This is a genomic window from Thermoleptolyngbya sp. M55_K2018_002 (assembly GCF_015295965.1).
Lineage (GTDB): Bacteria > Cyanobacteriota > Cyanobacteriia > Elainellales > Elainellaceae > Thermoleptolyngbya > Thermoleptolyngbya sichuanensis.
On the sequence record NZ_DVEA01000287.1, the window covers coordinates 1 to 16,281 of the forward strand.

Below are 16,281 nucleotides of genomic sequence, written 5' to 3' on the forward strand. Positions count from 1 at the left end.
CTGGCCGATTCGGCAAGGACAACTCCCGGATCAGCGTATTTTCTCGCTGCTGCACGCTGGTTTGCGCGGATGCGCTGGGCAGCAGGCTCAGGCCCGCTCCTAGACCCAAGAGAACGAGCAGAATTGCCAGGGTTTGGTTTCGTTTGACACGCTTCCGGCGTGTCCGACCAGCGGGAGAGGCGTTGGGTGAGTGGTCTCGATTAAACGTAAGGAACCATTGACGCAGCGAACGAAACATAGACCTGTCTCTCTACTAGTAAAGGGGGTTTACGGGTCGGTCTAAGGCTGAAGCCAATTCACAGCCACATCATCAGTAGATGCAAGTAGCCCAAACCAAGCCAGATTTTGTGCGTAGTACGCAGAGTCGTTATCCCAAAAGCCGTTTTGATAAGCAGGAAGAAGCTTTTGCCGATAGATTTGCTCAGCAATTTGAGGGTTTGTTAATTGAAATGCCGAAAACAACATGCCGTATTGGGATGTAGATTCGTAAGGCACAAGCGGCTGACCTTGCAGGTCAATCTGTGCTGGAATCTTTTGCTGGGCTTTCCATTTGGATTCCAGCGACGGCAGGTGCTGCTGCAAGTATTCCCAGGCGGCAGGCTCGTTAAACCACTGGGCATCAATTCCAACCCGCCACCAAACTCGATAGGCATCGAATCCATAAATGCTGCGGATCGGGCTGGGGGGACGCAACGGGATATATGTGTTTGTGGTGGTGTTGAGAGCGACCCAATCGCTGGGCAGTTTGGCGGATGAAAGCTGGGAGGATTCGCGCAGGATTTTGTAGCTGCTGTCTACTAGGCTCAGCCAGTTGCGATCGCCATCTATCTGGGCAAATAGGCGGAAGGCGTAGGGTGCGAGATAGGAGGGATTGAGGTGAAGCAGGTCTGGCTGGGGCTGAAATGCTTCCTTGGGCCCCGGCAGCAGATAGCGCTGCTCACTAGCTGACTGGGAATCGGAGGCACGAGCAGAGTGACGGGAGACAGCCACTGTTGAGAGAGTCCAAAGATCTCTCAGCTTTATACGCGCTAGCCGGAGATAATCCGGACGGTTCCAGCGGCGGGCTGCGAGGATGAGGGCGGTCACTGCGTCGATATCGGCATCGCTGGCGAAATTCTCGTCCAAAATCGTCCAATTGCCATCTGCGTCTTTGCCCCACTTCCAGGCCCAGAGGTTGTCTCGACGCTTGCCGTTTGCATCCATCCGCTGGAGATTTTCCTCGGCCCAGCTCAGGGTTTGAGCGAAGGTTTCTGGATCGTCGATAAAGACGGCACGGAGCATGGCGTAGGCCTGCCCTTCGGACGTGGTGCGCTCGTCGGCTTCCCAGTCGATGACGCGGCCGTCTTGCTGGATAAATCGCTCTCGGTAGGTACTCCAGCTTTCAGCAAGGAGGAGCTGTTTGGAAGCGATCGCCCCTAGGGGTGGCTCAGGGGGGTCGCCTGTTTGGGACGCGACGGTTGTATCGGGGGGTGTCCCCTGGGATAGCCCGGAGTCGTTGCAGCCCGCCAGGGTTGAGCCAAACACTAGCGCCAGGGCGATCGCCAACGGTCTCAGGCTGGAGGCGGCGAGTTGAAAAAGTTGCATAGACCAGCGTTCAAAGTGCGCTCTTTTCAGGAAGTCTCAGCAGGATCTCAGAGAAAAACTCTCAGCGAGATAAAGAAGGCAAGAAAAACTAGAACGGTTCCTTCATCCATGACAATCCAAAATCATCCGCACATCCAACGAAAAACGCCGCACCTTACGGAAGATTCACATTTGACTAAAGATTTATATTCAGGCTGCAAATCCACTGGGCGATCGCCATTTCCCTAATCTAGCCACCGCAATAAAACACCTGAAAATGCTGTGGAAATGCTATGGAAATGCTGAAAGATCTTGTGCCTGCTACCCTTGAAGCCTTTGACCACAGGGGGTCTTTGCCCCGACCCCAACAGTCCAAATAGAGTCATTCGAGGCAGGTATAAATTGGTAAAAATGCTTCAGTAGGAAGATTGAATCTGCAAAAACAACACCGACCGTTCAGCATTGAAATCAGCATTGAAAATAGTCTGCTAGGCGGTCGGTGTTGAGGCTGTGAAAGTCGAGAATTGGGTGACTTTTTAGACAGGCTCCCAGCCTCAGAAACGCTCCCAATAAGGCTGAAATCCGCGCTGCTGCAAAAAGCTTTCCTCGATTTGCTGGGCCTGGCGGACAAGAACCTGATTCATGCCGCCCATCTGCGCCGCTTGAGACTGCATGGCTGCAATTTGCGCCAGCGCTTCGAGCTTGTTGCCCTGAGCAGCGGTTAATCCCAAAAGCGCACTTTGAGCCGCTGGGTTGTTCGGCTGAATAGCTAGCACCTCGCTGTAGATCATCGATGCCGAGTTATAGCGACGCTGCTGGAATCGCACGCCGCCCAGAGCCGATAGGGCATCGATATTACCGGGCGATCGCCGCAAAATTTCCTCATAGGCCTGGGCCGATAGCCCCAAGTTGCCCTGCTCCTGAGCAAGCTGAGCCTGCACAAAGTAAGCGCCGAGGTTGTCTGGGTCGCGGGCGATAATCTGACGGATCTGCGCCTGAGCAAGCTGGGGATTCCGAACCGACACAACCTGGAGTTGGCGAATCCGCACCGGAATATTCTCCGGGTCTGCCTGGAGCAGTGCATTGTACAACGGCTCTCGCTGGGGGTTGGCGGGTAAGGCTCCAGCCAGACTGTATAACTCTGGCGGGGTGTCGGTCAGCGGGCGGCTAGCCAGCCACGCATTCAGCACGGCTTCGGCTTCTCCAACACCCAGGAATCCTGCCTGATAGGCGAGGCTGGTGCGCCCCAGCACCTTGGCGTAGTCCGTTGGGTCGAGGGCGACAATCTGGTCATAGATCGTCAGCGCTTCAGCCGTGCGCCCCTGGGATTGGCGGATGCCTGCCAGCCCTTGCAGCGCTCCAATCACCACGCCGCGATCGCCCGGATTGCTGACCAGGATGGACTGGTAGCGCTGGGCGGCGGCTTCGGGATTGCCCTCACGACGGTCGATTTCTGCTAACAGCAGTTGAATCGCGAAGGGGTCTTGCTGACCGGCCGAGGTGGCGGAATAGGCCACCAGCGCACTGCGGGCAGAGGCTAAATCTCCTCGTCGAATGTGGATTTGGGCGATGCGGAAGTTCAGAAATGGCTCGTTCACCCCGGAATTCACCAAGGCCTGGTAGTAGGGCAGTAGCTCAATGCTGGGGGAATCAAGTCGGATGAGGGCCTGGGCGATCGCCCGTAGCTGAGCCGGATCGTTTGGGAGCGGCTGAAAATAGGTCTGGAGCCGTTGCTGGAACGTCTGGTTTGTAATCAGCCCGACCTGGCGTTCTAGAACGGCCACCTGCACCTGCAAGCCAATGTCGGTCGGCTGCTGCTGAGACAGTTGGCGATAAATCTCTAGCGCAAAGGCTTGTTCCGACGGATAGCCGCTCAGCACGTCTGCGACTTCTCGCGCCATGCCCACCGTGAGTTGGGGCGACTGAAGCACCTCTCGATATAGGGCGATCGCCTCCTGAGCATAGGCGGGACTGCTGCTGTAGCGGGCAATGTCGTTCAGCGCCCGCGCCAGGGCCAGGCGAGAATCCTGGCGACCCCGCAGCGGCGTGATCACCGAAGCCGCCTGGTTGACCTGGCCATTGGCAGCATAGGCCGATGCCAGCGCCGAGCGGATTTGAATCGTGGTGCTGTCGAGGGTGCGCGATCGCCGCAGTTCTGCCTCCAGTACTTCTACCGCCTGGCCCGCACTCCCCGTTTCTCGCAGAGCCAGGGCATAGGCGATCGCCTGCCCATCCCGAATGGGCCGGCCCGTCGCCCGATAGCGGTTAAACAAGTCCAGACTGCGCTGATATTCTCCGGCGTAGGCGTGGATCTCCGCCGCACCCAGCACTGCTTCGGGGGTTGGGTTGTTTTGCAGCACAATGGCATAGTCTGCCAGCGACTCGGCAAAGCGCCCCTGATAGCCCAGCAACAGCGCCCGCTGGGCCCGCGCTTCGTTGTCGTTGGGGTTAATCGTGAGCAATCGGTTTAGCGCTTCGATCCCTTGCGCCTGCCATTCGGGACGAAATCCGCCCAGCACGCCCACCGTCAACAGCGCCAGCCGATTGTTGGGGTCTAGCTCCAGCACGCGGCGATAGGCATTGAACGCATCGGCATCGCGCCCGGCCCGACGAAGGGCGATCGCCAAACCCAACTGCGCCTCCAGCGATTGCGAATCAGAGCGGAGGACTTGCTGAAAAACGCGAATCGCCTGATCCACCAAGCCCTGGTTGAGCAGCGTATAGCCCCGACGCACTTCCGACGGAACCGCTTGGGCCAGGGCGGGTGGCGCGGTTAGCGGCAGCGTTCCCAGCAGAGAACTGCTCAACAGCGCCAGCCCAGCCAAACAACCGATTTGTGTTTGCAACTGTTTCATCAGTCTGCCAATCTGCCTCAAAATGGGGTTTTCATAATGGGGTTTCCGCTCTAAGCGATCGCCCCTATGGATTGCCTCAACGGGCGGCATCTCATCAAAATTACGCGCTGTCCAAAACCGTTCCAAGCTGGAATGATTCTGGGTTACTAACTTGAGTCATCCTTGAGTCATCCTTTAGCCATCTGGCGGGCGCAGATGAACCACGCCCGTTGAGTACTCAACTCCAGCCGCGTGACCAAACAGGGAGGACTGAACAAGGGGAACTAAGCAAGGGGGGACTGAACAGGGGGGCAAGGCGACGGCGACTTAGAAACTGCCGCGCGGCAGGACATCAAAATCAGCCCTCAGGCGAACCCCAGCGATGGATTCCGAAAATTCATTGAGCTGCTGGAACGTAAAGCCCATGCGGATATTGCGAGCCACAGGCAGGTCATAGAAGACCTCTAGCACATCGGGACGGCGGGCCCCGGCACTTTGACGTAGACCCGCGTTGGAAAGTGCCTGACCATAGCCCAAACCGAGGCGATCGCCATCCCGGAACAGGTCAAACAAGTTGAACCCAAAGCTATAGGTATCGCCCGACTCGTCCAGATCCCGGTTGTAATACTGACCATAGCGCCCAAACAAACCCAGATTGAGTTCAGGAATGAACAGTTCAGCATTCACGCCATAAGCGCTTTCCTGGTCATCCGAATCAATCCCAAACGTCCCGTCTCCCCGTGGGGCGATACCCGACTCGCGGAAGCCGTCATTTTTGCCGCCATCGATCGACGAAGTATACGTCCCTCGCAGGATCAGGTTGCCGACTCGGAACCCGATTTCGCCCGCAAACGCATTCAGCGCAAAGTCATCAATACTCCGATCTGAAGAGAAGGTCGCAACCTTTGCTTCCAGGTTATCGGTAATGCTCCAGTTCAGCAGAATGCCGGGGCGGGACCCAATTGCCGCCGCCGCCAGCGCTGGGTTGGTCTGAAACACGGGATTGAAAAAGTGCGTCAGCGAATCTTTGGCAAAGCTGTTGCGGTCAAAATAGGAGGTCAAATCCATTTGCCCCGCCACCAGACGCAAACTGGGGATATCAGGCAGAGATGCCGCAATGTAAAGCTCATTTAGGTTCAGACCGTCATCGTCCGTAAACGCCTCACCTGTTGCCAAATCCAGCGACCCTCCCACCAGGAAATTGGGAGAGAACGGATAGATGCCGCTCAGCCGTCCTCGTGCCGAAAATTCGTCGCCTTGGTAAATTGCCCCTGCTTGAAATTGCAAGACGGGTTGAGTCAGGGCTTCGCGTCGTCCTGGCAAAGTCTCCTGCCCCGTGGTCGCGGGAAAGGGCTGACCCAACACCGGCGCACTGGGGACGGGCGCAAGCTGATTTGCCGTGCCCGGTGGCGCAACGGGAATCGTTTGAATCCCTGGCTGCTGAAATCCCGGCTGCTGAAAGCCAAAGCCTGGATTTTGCGGCGGCAGCGGCGCAGCCTGGATAGGCTGGGTGTTTGGCACGAAGGTCGGTGGTAGAGCCTGTGCTAGCACAGGGCCCACTGGCGCTGCACCCCCAGCAGGAACGGTCTGGCTTTGGTAAGGCGGCGGCGGCAGGGGCGTAGAGGGGTTGCCGGTTCTAGAAGGCGCAGCAGGGACGCTCAGCGGCGCAAACTCCAGTGGTGGAACTGTGGGGACTGCGGCGGGCCCCTGCCAGGTCGGCATCGGCCACCCCGGAGTTTGGTACTGCATCGCACTCCCAGACATGCCCATCGGTAGGGTCGGAGCGCTGGCGCTCATGCCACTTTGGGTTGCATGGCCATAGCCATATCCGCCATAGCCATAGCTGGGCTGTCCCATGCTGGACTGTCCCATGCTGGGCTGTCCTATATAGCCATAGTTTGGGCCATAGTTTGGCTGCCCTGTAGCAAGGCTGCCTGGAGCGCTGTAGGGTGCGGCAAAGCCCAAAGCCATGCCGTAGCCAGGAATGCTGGGAACCCCACCGGGTGTGAGGCCCATCGGGCTGGCCTGTGGCTGACCGCCGTAGCCATATCCCGGCATTCCACCGGGTATCGATAGAGCCACGCCCTGGGGCATTGGCGGTTGAAAGACAAAGCTTGCATTCGGATTCAAGGCTTGTCCGGGAAAGGCTTGTCCGGGAGCTGAGACAGGTGCGTAGGGATTGGCATAGCCGATGGCCGATCCACTGGGGTAGCCATAGCCTGCTACGGGCATCTGCACGACGACGGGGACAGGCGTGCCGTTGGGCAGATAGCCGATGACGGTGGCTGGATAAGTGGCTGGGCCGCCTGCAATGTTGCCCTGTCCATTGTTGCCCAGCCCATTACTAAAGCCGTTACCAGCGCTGGGCACAGGCTGGACTGGATAACCTGGCTGAGCTGGCATGTAGAACACGAAGGGAGCTGAGGAGCTGGGGCCCTGGGGCAATGCACCAGCTATTCCAGACTGTGGTGTGCCGTAGGCGGTTGGGAGGGGAGAGCTTGGGGTTCCGGGAAGCAGTCCAGGCATTTGCCCAGTCATCTGGACGGGCATTGGAGGGATTGCTGCCGTACCGCCGACTGGAGCGCCCGGGGTGATGGGGTAAAACGTGAAGGGAGCAGAGGAACCCGCGATCGCCCCTGGAAGTCCTGAAGATAGGGTTGAAGGGGTAGCCGGAGAGATGGTTGAGGCTGATGCTGGGGGGGCAGGTTCGACAGCCGCCCCGATCCTGATAAAACCGTTTGGGTTGATTGAGACCCCTGCTGCATGTGCCACTGCGGATTCGGCCGCTGCGATCGCACGGGTCATTTCAGGATTTGCACGATTTATGTCGGAAGCAGTTGGGTCGGAAACAGCCGAGTCGGAAGTGGTCGGGTCGGAAGTAGTCGGGTCGGAAGTAGTCGGGTCGGAAGCAATTGGCGCGGCAGGTGGATGATGTTGGGCGATCGCCGGACGCAGAGCCTCAGATAAATTTTTGCTCACCGCTACTGGTTCATGGGCAACCCCCCCGCTGGCTGAGTTTGTCGGAATCTCTGGAGTCGCGCTCTGTGACAGGAAATTGGAATCGGAGGGGGGCTGAGCCGGCACATCAGCAGAGGCAGATCCTGTGGCAGTGTTGGCAAGCACGAGTCCCAATCCTAGCCAGACCAGCGCAGAACTGGAGGTGGATCGGCTATTGAGCGAGATACTCTTGAGCAAACTGGTTAATATCCAAGCCATGAATCACTTCCGCATCATGATGAAGGTTTTAAGGGTTGGGGGCAACCTTATGTAGGTTAGATGAAGTTTGAGGCGGATTTACGTTCAAACTTTGTTGATTTCGTGCGATCGCCCAACTCATGTTTAGACTCGACTTGTACCGATCGTCAATCAAAATCTGGTTCATCGATTAACCCATCCCGTCCACTGTACATTGTCCCCATTGACGAATCCGGTTCAGATCCTGAAAATTGTCTATTCCTAAACATTCTCACCCCCCTTATCGGTTCTCATGTTGTCGTTCCTACGCCAAGCTAGCCAAATCGCCCTCATTCAAGCGCAAAACCAAGCTCGAAAAATAGCCTTCAGCACTATGTCCCGAACCCTGTCCGACACAACTTGTCAAACGACGAATTTGATCCTCAAAAGACTGGTTCTCCTAGGGCTGATTTCGGTTATGGCAGTTGGTTCTCTAAGCTGCTCGTCTGCCCCTGCGAACTTGCGTGGTCTGACCAACTCCAGCACCCCACTTAACTTATCTATTCGCGAAATCCAGGACAAAGGCGGTGGTACGTATACGGTTTCGGGCACGACCTCCCTACCCAGCAAGACCAAAATCACGGTTTCTGCGGTTCGATATTTGGTCGAAGGCGCAAACCCTGAAACCAATAGCGAAACCGATATTCCCTACGCCATTCTGGATCGTCAGATTGCTGAAGTCGGACAAGGAAACTGGCAGGCGGAGCTAAACCTGTGGCAGATTGCGCCAGATGGAAAGTTTCAGGAAGCCTGGCAATTGAGCCAGCAAGATGCGAATGTGATTTTCAATCCGGATGCCAATGTGACGTTTTTGGCAACCTTTGATCCGGTCAATCAACCTGAAAACTTTAAGGCAGAAGTAGAAAAGCTAGATACGTCGCTCCAGGCTGCTCTGGCACGCTTTACGCCCGATGGGGAACTGTATCTGCAAGCGAGTCGGATGATGGCGATCGCCCTGCCCACAGGACAAACCACCCCGCCCCAAACCTCTCGACTCGCAGATGGAGTTCGTCGCAGCAAGCGCACAGCCGCATCGCGAACCAGTCAGGCTAACGCGACTCAAGAATCGACCTCCTGGCGTAAAACAACTGCGCCGCTGAAGCCGGACGAAATGCTGCGATAGATTGCTTGTCCTTAGCTTGTTCTCATTAGGCAAGTTGGGCAAGCCGGAGTTTGAATTCGGCTCTCGATAGTTTTCTTAAGCCCTGCCTAGAAGGGGCTTGCGAGAAGGGAATTACACGACAGAAACCATCTTTCCAGATGATTGAAGCGGAAGGATTAAAGCGCTTCAGGATTCCTGGGGAGATGGTTTTGTTTTTTGTTTTTGTGTTGCGTTAAATGAAGTTATAAAAAGATTGCAAATAATGAAACTTTTTGGGTAGGGCGATCGCCCTAAATTTGCCTTTTGGCAGCAGGGTAGCCACGTCTTTCAGTAGTCAATTTGACAGTTTACATGAGTGCCTGAGCATACGATACGAACTTGCTAAACAGCTTTTTAATTGGGTCTCAAATATCGTTGGAACTTACAAGAAATCAATCCTGAAAGGGCGGCGTAGGCTGTTTTCTGCACCCCTGCTGTATGCCATTCCGTCGATTTCTTCTATAGAAAAAGTATAGAAACAAAATATCTCTAGCAAGAAATGATTTATTGATCCCAAACCACAGGGGAGTATCTCATGCCAAAAACGCTATTCAAAGTAGACTTGACCAAACCCATGAACGAGCAGGAATTGCCTGGGCACAATCGCTGGCATCCAGAAATTCCCGCCGTCGTCTCTGTCAATCCGGGGGACATCTTTCGGATTGAATGTAAGGACTGGACCGATGGGCAAATCAAGAACAACGACAGTCCTGACGATATCCGCGATGTGGATTTGACCGTGGTGCATGTCCTCAGCGGGCCCATCTGGGTCAATGGGGCCCAGCCGGGAGATATTCTGGTGGTGGATCTGCTCGATATTGGGGCATTGCAGGGGGATGAATGGGGCTTTACGGGGATTTTTGATAAGAAAAATGGAGGCGGTTTTTTAACCGATCATTTCCCGGATTCTGCGAAGGCAATTTGGGATTTTCAAGGCATTTACACCACTTCAAGGCATATTCCAGGAGTGCGGTTTGCAGGCATTATTCACCCTGGACTAATCGGCTGCGCTCCATCCCATGAATTGCTCGCAACCTGGAACCAGCGCGAAGCAGAACTCGTGCAGACTGCGCCCGATTTGCGAACCTACGGAGCGGGGCTTTCGGGCGATGCACCCGTCTTGGCGGCCTTGCCGAACCCGACGAACGCCATTCTGGGTACGCTTCCGGCTTCTGAGTATGGGCGAGTTGCGGCCGAAGCGGCGCGAACCGTGCCACCGCGAGAACATGGAGGCAACTGCGACATTAAGAACCTCTCGAAGGGCACGCGCATTTACTTTCCGGTTTACGTCGAAGGCGCAAAGCTTTCGATGGGAGACATTCACTTCTCCCAAGGGGATGGAGAAATTTCGTTCTGCGGCGCGATCGAAATGTCGGGCTATATCGATCTGCATGTGGACATTATCAAGGGCGGCATGGAGAAATATGGCATGGTGAATCCTATCTTTAAGCCGGGCCCTGTTGAACCCAGATATTCGGAATACCTGGTTTTTGAGGGAATTTCGGTCGATGAATTCACGGGCAAGCAATATTACATGGATGTCCACATTGCGTATCGGCGGGCCTGTTTGAATGCGATTGAGTATTTGAAGAAATTTGGCTATACGGGCGAACAGGCTTATCTATTGCTCAGTTGCGCCCCGGTGGAAGGGCGGGTGAGTGGCATTGTAGACATTCCAAATGCCTGCGCGACGCTGGCGATTCCGACAGAAATTTTTGATCAAAATATCTTACCTGTTTAGCGATCGCCCTTTTTGCCCTACTGCCTCGCCCCGCTACCTTTTTTAGGTATCGCATTTTAGGTATCGCAGAGATTTTGGGTATCGCAGAGAAGGAGCTAAGGGTAAGAACTAAAAGTATGAACCAAAATTGCAGGACGCAGAACAACTATGCCGTTGTACGAATTTCGCTGTCCGGAGTGTGGCGTTTTTGATCAGTGGCGATCGCTCGATGAGCGCAATCTCCCGGCTGAATGTCCCACCTGTCAGCAGCCAGCCCAGCGCATTTTCTCGCCGCCAGCCATCCTATCAGGCTCGCTCCGCCTCAAGCAGGAAGCGAAGGAACCCAAACTGGTTCAGCGCACAGAAGAGCGATCGCCCCCAAGGGTCAAAAATCACGCCGGGGGTCGCCCGTGGATGATTAGCCATTAGTTAGCCATTAGGATGATGCTGATTCCGCTTGCAGTTCATCTTCCCGATCCTGCTGCGGATGAAAGTAGTCGTAAATCTGCTGCGCCATTTTGGGGCCAATGCCGGGGACTTCAGCAATTTGCTGGGGAGTGGCTTCGCGCAGATAGTCGATCGAGCGGAAGTGGGCCAGAAGCTGCTTTTGACGGTGATGCCCCAGACCCGGAATATCCTCCAGGCGAGAGCGCCTCATGCGATCGCTCCGCTGCTGTCGATGGAAGCTGACGGCAAAGCGGTGCGCCTCGTCGCGCAGTCGCCGCAAAAGCTGCACCCCCGGCTGCTCGGCCTCCGTTGTCAGCGGCAAGGACTCCCCCGGCAGAAAAATCTCTTCGCGCTGCTTGGCCAGGCTAACCACCTTCACGTCTTCTAGCAGATTCATCTCCCGCAGCACGGCCACCACCGCCGAAAGCTGCCCCTTGCCGCCGTCGATCATCACCAGGTCAGGAAAATCAGGATTGCCCACTCGCTGGAGGTTTGGGTCTTGGGCATAGCGGCGAAAGCGACGCTGAATCACCTCCGCCATGCTGGCAAAGTCATCAGAATGCCCCGACTTCACGGTGGGATTTTTGATTTTGTAGCGGCGATAGTGCTGCTTGGCGGGCATTCCGTCGATAAATACGACCTGGGACGCGACGGCATCCGACCCCTGAATATGGGAAATGTCGTAGCCCTCAATGCGGTGGGGCAGGTCGGGCAGGTCGAGGATTTCTGCCAGGTCGAGCATGGCCTGGTTGTTGCGATCGGCAAAGCGCTGGGTGCGAGCCAGTTCGTAACCTGCGTTGCGCTCTACCATGTCGATCAGGTCGGCTTTGGTCTGGCGCTGTGGCAAAAAGATGTGTACCTTGCGGCCGCGCCGCTGGGTGAGAAATTCGGCCAGAATGTCGCCATCAGGCAACTCGTGCTGCACCAGGATTTCCGACGGAATCTCGATCGCCTCTACGGTTTGATAATGCTCCTCCAGCACTCGCTGCAAGATGGCTCCCGGCGTGCCCGACTGAGCATCCGCCACAAAGCCCAGCCGCCCCACCAGCCGCCCCGCTCGAATCTGAAAAAGCTGGATACAGGCGTGGTGTTCGTCGGCCGCCAGGGCGATCGCATCTCGTGACACGGTATCGTCTGGCGATTGCACCTTCTGGTCTGCCCCCAGCGACTGAATCCCGCGAATCTGATCCCGCAGCCGTGCCGCATACTCAAAGTTCAGATCTTCGGCCGCCTTTTCCATGGCCGTCGTCAGAATGGCTTCTAGCTCCTGGGTGCGTCCTTGGAAGATCATCGCTACCTTTTGCAGCGTCTTGCGATAGTCCTCCGGGCTAATCAGCCGCTGACATACACCCGGACAGCGCCCAATGTCGTAGTTCAGGCAGGGGCGATCTTTGAAGAGCGGCTGCGGCCGCTGGCGCAGAGGAAACACGCGCTTGACCAAGTTCAGCGTCCGTCGCAGCAGCCCCACATCGACATAGGGGCCGTAGTAGCGATCCTTGCTGTTGAGCTTGCGCTTGCGGGTGATGAAGATGCGCGGATACTCCTCGCTCCAGGTGATGCAGAGAAACGGATACTTCTTGTCGTCCTTCAGCAGCACGTTGAAATGGGGCTGGTGCTGCTTAATCAGATTGGCTTCCAGCGCCAGCGCTTCAGCTTCGGTATCCGTAACGATGAACTCGATTTCTGCTACCTGCTTGGTCATGCAGGCGATCCGATATTCCCGGTACGGGTCTTCCCGAAAGTAGGACCGCACGCGGCTCCGCAAGCTCTTGGATTTGCCGATGTAAACGATGTTGTCGGCAGCATCGCGCATAAAGTAGACCCCTGGCTCTTGGGGAATTTCCTTGAGCCGCGCTTCTAGGCGTTCGGGGTCTTTGAGGAGAGGCGTGAGAGGAGGCAATGAGGGCACGCAGGACAGGGGGGATAGAGATGGGGCGGGTTGATTTTGGATTTTAGATTGACGATTTTGGATTGCCAATCTGATGCATTAATCTGATACACGGTCAGCTTTCCAGCTATTCCATATGATCCGGGGGGAGTTCAGACGCTGAGCGTCGAGACCAAGAGCGTCGAGACTAAGCTGTGTGTACTGCGATATGTACTACTATTTTAGGCGGCTGTACAGTCGGCGGGGATGAGAGAAATCCGACAGTCTATTTTTAGCCGACTAGATAATGTGATATTTTCTCTTGGTTATTACTTTTCTAAAGTTTCTAAAATGCCAGAAACCATAATTTTTAGCTGAGGAACGTCCTCCTGAACCGCCTTCCAAATAATCGCTACATCTGTATTGAAATAATCATGAATCAGCTTATCTCGCATTCCGGCAATGTCCCTCCAGGGAACATTCGGATATTGATTTCTAACTGAATCAGGGATGCGCTTCACCGCTTTGCCAATAATCTCAATCGCCCTGGAAACTGCAAAGATTTTTTCTAGATTCTGCGAGAAAGTTTCAAATTCAAGACCATTCGTGAACTGTTCAATCGCATTAACAGAATCCAGTATGTCCTGCAAATAGTTCGCAACATCTCGCTGGCTCAAACGTAGACAACCTCTGCCAAAATTCGCTTGCCAATACGGGGCTTTAAACCAGCCTTATGCACCAGATCGACCTTAACCCCTAGAGTGTCGCTGAGATAGTTTTCTAGATTGATAAATTTCAGCAAGCTCGGTGTTTCAGAAAACTCAACTAGCACATCCACATCGCTGGTTTCGGTCTGTTCTTGCCTAATGTAGGAACCAAAAATGCCTAACTCTCGAACCTTGTAATGATCTTCTAAGAATGGTTTGTTTTGTATAAGCCGCTGTTGAATCTCCTCCAGCGTTTTCATCAAAGCCAACCCCCTTAATGCCGAGTAAAACCCATAATCTAGATTAACTTGCTTTGTTCTGGATAGGAGTAGTGTATCAGCCAGCACTTTATGGATTTAGTCCTTATGACACGGCAGTTATTGAAATAGGAAGAGGCGCTGGGCGGCGCGGGTGACGGCGACGTAGAGGAGCTGGTTGCGTTCGCGGATGTTGCGGTTGATCAGGGCGTTGGGCACATCTACAAACACGTTTTGGAAGGTTGACCCCTGGGACTTGTGAATCGTCAGGCAGTAGGCGTAGTGGACATCGGCGAAGGCGCTTTTGAGCTGCCAGAACTCGCTCCAGCGCTTGTCTTTGGCATAGGCATCCAGCAGGCGGGCGTATTGTCCCTGGCTGAGTTCATGGAGGACGCTGAGGCTGCGGTTTTTGCCATCGTCGGTGAGGACGTGGAGCCGCCAGATATGCCAGTCGCCCTCGGTGGTGGTTTCGACGGACAGGACTTCGCACTCGCTGGAGGTTTGCAGAATCACGGCATCGCCAACGATGTAGGGCGTGTTGGCGACGAGGCGATCGCCCTCTACAAAGCGCGGCGTTTTGTCGCCGTGGATGGCGCGGCGGATCTTGTGGTTTAGCTCCCGGACGCGCTGGTTGGTGTAGGCGAGGGCGCGGACGTAATCGGGGTCTGCTTGATAGGACTCGCTCTGAAAGGCGCGGATCAGCAGGCGTTCCCAGTCCATGCGGCGGGTGACGATTACGCCTTCGGTGCGATCGCCATTGGCATCCGTCTCAAAGTTGGGAAGGTCGGGGCGGGTGAGGTTGTTGCGGATGGATTCGGCCAGGAGGACGATCGCCCCGCCATAGCGCACCACTTCGGTCAGGTCGGAACGGTGGTGAATCTGGCTGAACACCAGCGATTCTGGCTCGCCGATGGGCGGCAGTTGGGCAATGTCGCCGACGAATAGAATCTGCGTTTGGCTGAGGAGGCTATTGACGGCGTTGGTGAGCAGTCCCCACATTTCCGCGTTGATCATCGAGGCTTCGTCTACCACAACGAGATGATAGCGGTCGAAGTGGTTTTCGCTGTCGCGGTCGGGCTTAAAGACCTGCGTGCCTGAAACCGAGTCAATTTCCGGCCGCAGCCCCAGCAGCTTGCAGCAGGTCATGCAGTCGATCTCTAGCCGCCACTCGTCGGCCATGCGCTCTAGCACCTTGGTCGCTTTGTTGCTAAAGGCAGTGAGGACGATGCGGCGGCAATCGCCCTTGTCGCGCAGGCGGCGGATCAGGGCTTGCAGCAGCGTGGTCTTGCCTGTGCCCGCGTAGCCCGTTAGCAGATAGAGCTTTTCGCTGCTGCGGGTAAACTTCTCCAGTTCGCGCAATGCTTTGCGCTGCTGACGGTTGAGCCGGATTCCAGGCAGCGGGTTGGCGATGTCCTTGTCTTTGGAAGAAGGAGCAGGGGTCATGGCGAGTGCCCCCGACGGCCGAGATCCGTGATCAGCGTTTTGTCCCACACCATGCGGGTGAGGTCGGTGTCCAGCTTCGACTCCCGATAAATGCGGTGGGCCGCAGATCCTACCGTGGCCAGCGTGAGGGCGATCGCTGGCGTGGCCACCGGAATCCACACCTGCTGCCCAAATAGCCAAATGCTGCTGCCGATGAGAATGCCGATTGCCGCCACGCCGCCCGCGCCCAGCCTGGCCGGATGTCGCAAAAACCAGCCCAGCCCGCTGCCCACTGCGACCCAGCCGACGATCCACAGCCCCTCTGCCCAATCGGGCCAATAGCCCATCAGCCGCCGCCCGTCTTGCACCAGGCTCAACAACTGGCTGGTGATTTGGGCATGAATGACCACGCCGGGCATCTGGTGTTCGGTCTGCTGGCCGGCGCTGAAGGGCGTGTAGTACAGGTCTTTGCCGCTGGGGGCAGTGGTGCCAATTAGCACAATGCGATCGCGCATCTGATCCGCCGCCACGCGCCCGTTCAGCACATCGGCAAATGCCACCACGGGCGCAGGCGCGTCGGGCGATCGATAGCGCAGCAAAAGCTGATAACCGCCTGCATCGAGCCGCTGATAGCCGCCCGCAGTCGATTCGAGCGGGGGCAGCGGAATGTCGCCTAGTTCAGTGATGCCAGGATTGGTGGAACTGGTGCGGAGTCCTACGTTTTCACTCGCTAGATACTTTTGCGCCAGCCGCACCGCAAAGGAATGAAACTCGCCGCCAAAAATCAGCCCCCGCCGCACGACCCGATCGGCATCCACCAGCAAATCGCTAAAGCCCACCTGCACGGGCAGCACCCCAGGCGGCGGCGGAATTTGGGGCGTGGTGACGCTGCCCAACTGCATGAAGGTGATGACCTTGGGCGATCGCAGTTCTTCCAGCAGCGCCGCCCGGCCCGGTTCCTGGGGCAAATCGCGCCACAGCCCCAGCCCGATGACCCGTGGCTCTGCTTGTTGCAGGATTTGCAGCACCCTAGCTACGTCGGCATCTGAGGGGGTCGCCCGACCCAGCGCTTGCAAATCTGCCTCAGAA

11 protein-coding genes are annotated in these 16,281 nt (G+C 56.1%); 3 read left to right on the forward strand and 8 right to left on the reverse strand.

Annotated elements, in window-relative coordinates:
• Positions 1-279: 279 nt before the first annotated feature.
• The 3 genes from IGS51_RS14790 to IGS51_RS14800 form a co-directional block, all read right to left on the reverse strand.
• Positions 280-1,584, reverse strand: a complete 1,305-nt coding sequence (locus IGS51_RS14790; protein ID WP_297079334.1) for a glycosyl hydrolase family 8 — start codon at positions 1,582-1,584, stop codon at positions 280-282.
• Positions 1,585-2,117: 533 nt separating this feature from the next.
• Positions 2,118-4,418, reverse strand: coding sequence for a tetratricopeptide repeat protein (locus IGS51_RS14795; RefSeq protein WP_297079336.1), 2,301 nt, complete (start codon positions 4,416-4,418; stop codon positions 2,118-2,120).
• A 306-nt stretch (positions 4,419-4,724) separates the two neighbouring features.
• Positions 4,725-6,800 (reverse strand): carbohydrate porin, encoded by a 2,076-nt coding sequence (locus tag IGS51_RS14800; RefSeq protein WP_297079338.1) that lies wholly within the window; start codon positions 6,798-6,800, stop codon positions 4,725-4,727.
• A gap of 1,249 nt (positions 6,801-8,049) precedes the next feature.
• Between IGS51_RS14800 and IGS51_RS14805 the strand changes: the two genes are divergently transcribed.
• From IGS51_RS14805 to IGS51_RS14815, 3 genes are all read left to right on the forward strand, one after another.
• A complete protein-coding gene (locus tag IGS51_RS14805) occupies positions 8,050-8,754 on the forward strand; it encodes a hypothetical protein (RefSeq protein WP_297079340.1) in 705 nt (234 codons plus the stop codon).
• Between the two features lie 553 nt (positions 8,755-9,307).
• The gene (gene fmdA / locus IGS51_RS14810) at positions 9,308-10,513 is read left to right on the forward strand and encodes a formamidase (protein ID WP_172358650.1); all 1,206 of its coding nucleotides are present in this window, start codon (positions 9,308-9,310) and stop codon (positions 10,511-10,513) included.
• A 147-nt stretch (positions 10,514-10,660) separates the two neighbouring features.
• Positions 10,661-10,921, forward strand: coding sequence for a zinc ribbon domain-containing protein (locus IGS51_RS14815; protein ID WP_297079342.1), 261 nt, complete (start codon positions 10,661-10,663; stop codon positions 10,919-10,921).
• A gap of 7 nt (positions 10,922-10,928) precedes the next feature.
• Here the strand turns inward: IGS51_RS14815 and uvrC are convergent, their stop codons facing one another.
• From uvrC to IGS51_RS14840, 5 genes are all read right to left on the reverse strand, one after another.
• Positions 10,929-12,839 carry an excinuclease ABC subunit UvrC gene (uvrC, locus tag IGS51_RS14820; protein WP_367279345.1) on the reverse strand — a complete coding sequence of 637 codons (1,911 nt, stop codon included), beginning with the start codon at positions 12,837-12,839 and terminating at the stop codon, positions 10,929-10,931.
• Positions 12,840-13,135: 296 nt separating this feature from the next.
• Positions 13,136-13,483 carry a DUF86 domain-containing protein gene (locus IGS51_RS14825; RefSeq protein WP_297079347.1) on the reverse strand — a complete coding sequence of 116 codons (348 nt, stop codon included), beginning with the start codon at positions 13,481-13,483 and terminating at the stop codon, positions 13,136-13,138.
• Positions 13,480-13,773, reverse strand: coding sequence for a nucleotidyltransferase family protein (locus tag IGS51_RS14830; RefSeq protein WP_297079348.1), 294 nt, complete (start codon positions 13,771-13,773; stop codon positions 13,480-13,482). Before IGS51_RS14830 ends, IGS51_RS14825 begins: the two co-directional genes overlap by 4 nt.
• Before the next feature lie 117 nt (positions 13,774-13,890).
• The gene (locus IGS51_RS14835; RefSeq protein WP_297079350.1) at positions 13,891-15,213 is read right to left on the reverse strand and encodes an ATP-dependent RecD-like DNA helicase; all 1,323 of its coding nucleotides are present in this window, start codon (positions 15,211-15,213) and stop codon (positions 13,891-13,893) included.
• A partial coding sequence (locus IGS51_RS14840; RefSeq protein WP_297079352.1) for a CHASE2 domain-containing protein occupies positions 15,210-16,281 on the reverse strand: 1,072 nt, incomplete at its 5' end. The genes IGS51_RS14835 and IGS51_RS14840, both read right to left, overlap by 4 nt.